The sequence below is a fragment of the Vibrio sonorensis genome (assembly GCF_001854765.1).
In the GTDB taxonomy this organism is placed as follows: domain Bacteria; phylum Pseudomonadota; class Gammaproteobacteria; order Enterobacterales; family Vibrionaceae; genus Vibrio; species Vibrio sonorensis.
The window spans coordinates 1-3609 of the sequence record NZ_LJJE01000010.1; the positions used below are offsets into that span (position 1 = coordinate 1).

The window sequence follows — 3609 nt, forward strand, 5'->3', positions numbered from 1 at the left end:
GAGCCAAGATATTCTTTGGATAGAAACTGGTCAAAGTATGCTCCCGCCCTGTCCTCAGATATAGATCCATGCGTTAGGATAAAAATAAATTTTAATTAATTTTTATTTTTTTTTAAAAAGATGACTAAAACCAAGTTAATGTTCTATTCTTAACTGTCCTAATGGTTGAAACCCTTTGTCATGTTTCGTATGCAATATTCATAAAATTAGGTGCTAGTTAATTGTTTTTGTTACGAGATAAGAGTTATGAATTAATTTCTATAAACTTAATTCACTGATGTCTGAATTAATATAAAAATAGGAAAATAAATTTACCTGGAAATAGAAATATGAAACTTATGTTATTTGTTTTTTTTGTTTTAGCATTGTTCTCAAGTGAGAATAGTTTATCTTCCGAGCTTTTTACAGGCAGTAAAGTTGGAGTAAAATTAGGAGTTAAAGGAGTCAATGATAAAAGTTATCGTGATAAATTAACAATTGATGAAAGCTATGGTTTATTTTTTTCATATCCTCTTACCAGTGATTTTCACGGAAGAATCGAATACAACTTTTTTGACATTTCAGAATCAACTGAAGGAAAAGATATTTATTTGAATGAGAAAACAATTTCTGTTTTATTGGAGTATCATAAAAAAATAGGATTAGAACTTGACACATATATTTTTGCAGGATCGGGATATTGGCAGTTAGAAAGAAACGAACAGTCGGATGTTGGCAACCTTAGCTTAGACGGTTTTTCACCCGTGGTTGGAGGTCGAGTTGAACGAGAGGTAGCTAAAAACCTCGACTTGGGGTTGCAACTAGAGTACATACCTTGGATTGGTAAAGAAGATAGAACTAAGTCACGTTTCGATATTGGTTCATACGATTCATTTCAGATATCTCTTGTCTTGGGCTTTAACTTTTAATAGGATTTTGATTAAGACATTTTAGACCGATGCTGGACACACATCCTGACTATTTAGTACGTATCACATAGGTGAACTATTTAAATGGGTTGGTAGCTTTTTTGGGTTTAGAGACGTTTTTGCTGATAATATCGGAGAAGATCATAGATTACCTGTGAGCTGATAATAGGCATACTGAAGGATAGTTTTTTACATTACTTGGGCTACCTGCGAAAGCTAGGTTGGACGGAGGTTTAGAACATTCTCTTATGAAACTATAGGGAAGGGATTGTCTTCGATGAGACGGCGTTGGAACATACAGCATTGTTACACGATGTTTTCGAGGTCGTTGTACTTCGCAAATTCAAAACTACGTTGTTCGAATAGATATTGGTTGCTTTTATGAGCGAGCAGCGACAGATAATCGTTTTACTGACCGATTCAGCACATGTGAAAGGTGCTGTTCCGTGTGTTCTAAGACGTGGCTTCGTTTATACGTATTTAGGCTAACAGACCGAGTGTGATTTACTCACTAAACGCATTCTGGCTCAGAAATCCGAGCGTAGAAAATCAATTGAACATTGTGGCTCTGAACAAAGTTCATCCAAAAGTTGTTATCACGACAAATTTTAGGTCGAAAGCATTGTGCTACTATCGCGGTGCTCTCTATGATGACGGAATTGAGGAGTTTGACAGAGGAAGACGTATTAGCGTAGCCTAGTGATGTAATTCATCCCAAAAAATTAACCGCAATAGCCTCTTCGTTATCCTAATGTCGAAAATAATAATTTCTAATTTAAGAAAGTCTACCGATATCAACGGTCAACATTTATCCTAAGCTCTACCCCATAAACGTTACATTTTTATCCGTGTTAGGGAACAGCGAAACCACGAAGTAATAAAATCTGATTGTAACTTTGTATGGCTTTCTTTTAATTATCTTTTCAAATGATCACATAGAGGTAAAATGGTACGATATTTCACCCCCCCAAAGAAGGACAAACAATCGATTGTAATGGTGTTAGTTTTTACATAGGAAAGAAAATCGGTCGTGGTTCCTTTGGGGATGTTTATGATTGCACAGATGAATGGGGTAACCGTTTGGTTGCTAAAGTCATTAACCCAAATGACAACACTTATGAGAAAGTTAGGTACGAATGGAAAAAAGAGTTTAGTTCCTTGAAAACTCTTCGTCACCCTAATATCACATTCATTCATCAAGCATTTGAATATAGAGATACGTTTTATATTATACTTGAAAAGTGCAAATCGACCTTGGGAAGTTTGGTATACCAACGTAGTTTTGATCGTGTCGCACATCTACCATATATAGCACGAGATATATTACATGGTTTAGACTTTATCCATCGCAACGGGTATGTTCATAAAGACCTTCATTTGGAAAATATATTCTTATCAAATAACGTTGATAAAAGAATGCCTTCTGGTACCTTTAAAATCGCAGACCTCGGTTTGGCTAATCTCGAAAAATCAATTGATCATAACACCATTGTTGCAGAATGGATGATTGCGCCTGAAGTATTAAACAGCGCAGACTTTGGGAAAATTGGTCGAACTATGGATATATATCATACAGCACTGATGCTGATGGAAATCATTGCAGGTGAACAACTAACTTTTACTCATGAGGATATTCTAAAGGGTGTACCTCGTAAAACAGCAGAGTCGCTGGGCTCACCATTTAGCATGGCGTTGTCCAGAGCTTAAGTGTCAACGTTTGGGATCGTACACCCAGCGCTATAGATATGTGGCGAGATATTAAATCTGCTGTTGGCGTTGTTGCCTAAATCAGTTGAACCTTTTTCAATTCTTGCGATCGGATCCTTCGTGATGGTTTGAGCTGTGGTGACATGGGTAAAGCGAATAAGAAGATTATTAACTGGACAGGGTACAATAAGGCTCTTGGTAGGCGGGGCAGGTCACGTTCTAGACAGACGATTCAGACGTAGATGCATGGCTGTGTAAAGCCCATCACGGTAAGTATGGGAGAGGCTCCAAGTAGACTGAAGCAGCGATTGATACGCCTTGACGATTAAGGGGATACCCTCTCCGTCTTTACTTGCTCTTTAAGGCTTTGTCGACGCTATCTTTGGCTAACAGATGTTCCGCCGACCTACCCTGACTACACCCGTATTCGTAAACGCTCGAAGACGGTTCAGGTCAAATGTCGCAATCGGTCTAGAGGGATTATTCGCCATATAGCGATTGATTCGACGGGCCTCAAAGTCTTCAGTAAGAGTAAGTGGAAAGTGAAAAAGCGTGGCGCAGAAAACGAAGTTCATGATGAAGCAGCACTCAGACGTACATAGGGAGGCTTTGTTGCCGAATTCGGCGAAAGAGCGGACCCTAGTTACATAGTTCGGTTTTTAAACAACATAGTGGGTTTCGGGCTAACCTACCCAAATAGCTTGTTGAGTGCTTTAACCATGGCGTAGTTCTCACCCACTTGTGCGTTGTAATTTCGAAGCGTGAGTGAAGCACCTAATCGTTGATTTACGCGATACATCGCCGTGCTTGTGGTAGCCATAGCGCTTTTTCCAATGCTTGTTCGAACCATATAGCCTTTGGCAACCAACTGCTAAATTTCTCGGATGACCTCTTTCCCAGAATGCCGCTCCCTCTCTTGGAGGGATAAGAGCCACGGCTCGTTTAATACGGATTGCTGCGTGGCAATCCCTCGTGTCATAAGCCCCATATGACC

At 39.1% G+C, this 3609-nt stretch carries 2 protein-coding genes and 2 pseudogenes; 3 read left to right on the plus strand and 1 reads right to left on the minus strand.

The features are described 5' to 3' along the window. Positions 1–329 precede the first annotated feature (329 nt). The 3 genes and pseudogenes from BLO31_RS02195 to BLO31_RS24225 form a co-directional block, all read left to right on the plus strand. Positions 330–908: an outer membrane beta-barrel protein gene (locus BLO31_RS02195; protein ID WP_070962684.1), complete on the plus strand. Its 579-nt coding sequence runs from the start codon at positions 330–332 to the stop codon at positions 906–908. A gap of 1023 nt (positions 909–1931) precedes the next feature. Next, positions 1932–2615, plus strand: coding sequence for a protein kinase family protein (locus BLO31_RS02200; protein WP_245688360.1), 684 nt, complete (start codon positions 1932–1934; stop codon positions 2613–2615). A gap of 143 nt (positions 2616–2758) precedes the next feature. Continuing rightward, positions 2759–3178, plus strand: a pseudogene (locus tag BLO31_RS24225) (transposase); the annotation flags it as partial. A gap of 125 nt (positions 3179–3303) precedes the next feature. On the opposite strand, the pseudogene BLO31_RS22950 reads toward BLO31_RS24225, so the two are convergent. Continuing rightward, positions 3304–3609, minus strand: a pseudogene (locus BLO31_RS22950) (IS5/IS1182 family transposase); the annotation flags it as partial.

Bases quoted from the DNA above. Each gene is read 5' to 3' on its own strand.
- BLO31_RS02195 (WP_070962684.1), top strand. From the start codon at position 330: ATGAAACTTATGTTATTTGTTTTTTTTGTTTTAGCATTGTTCTCAAGT.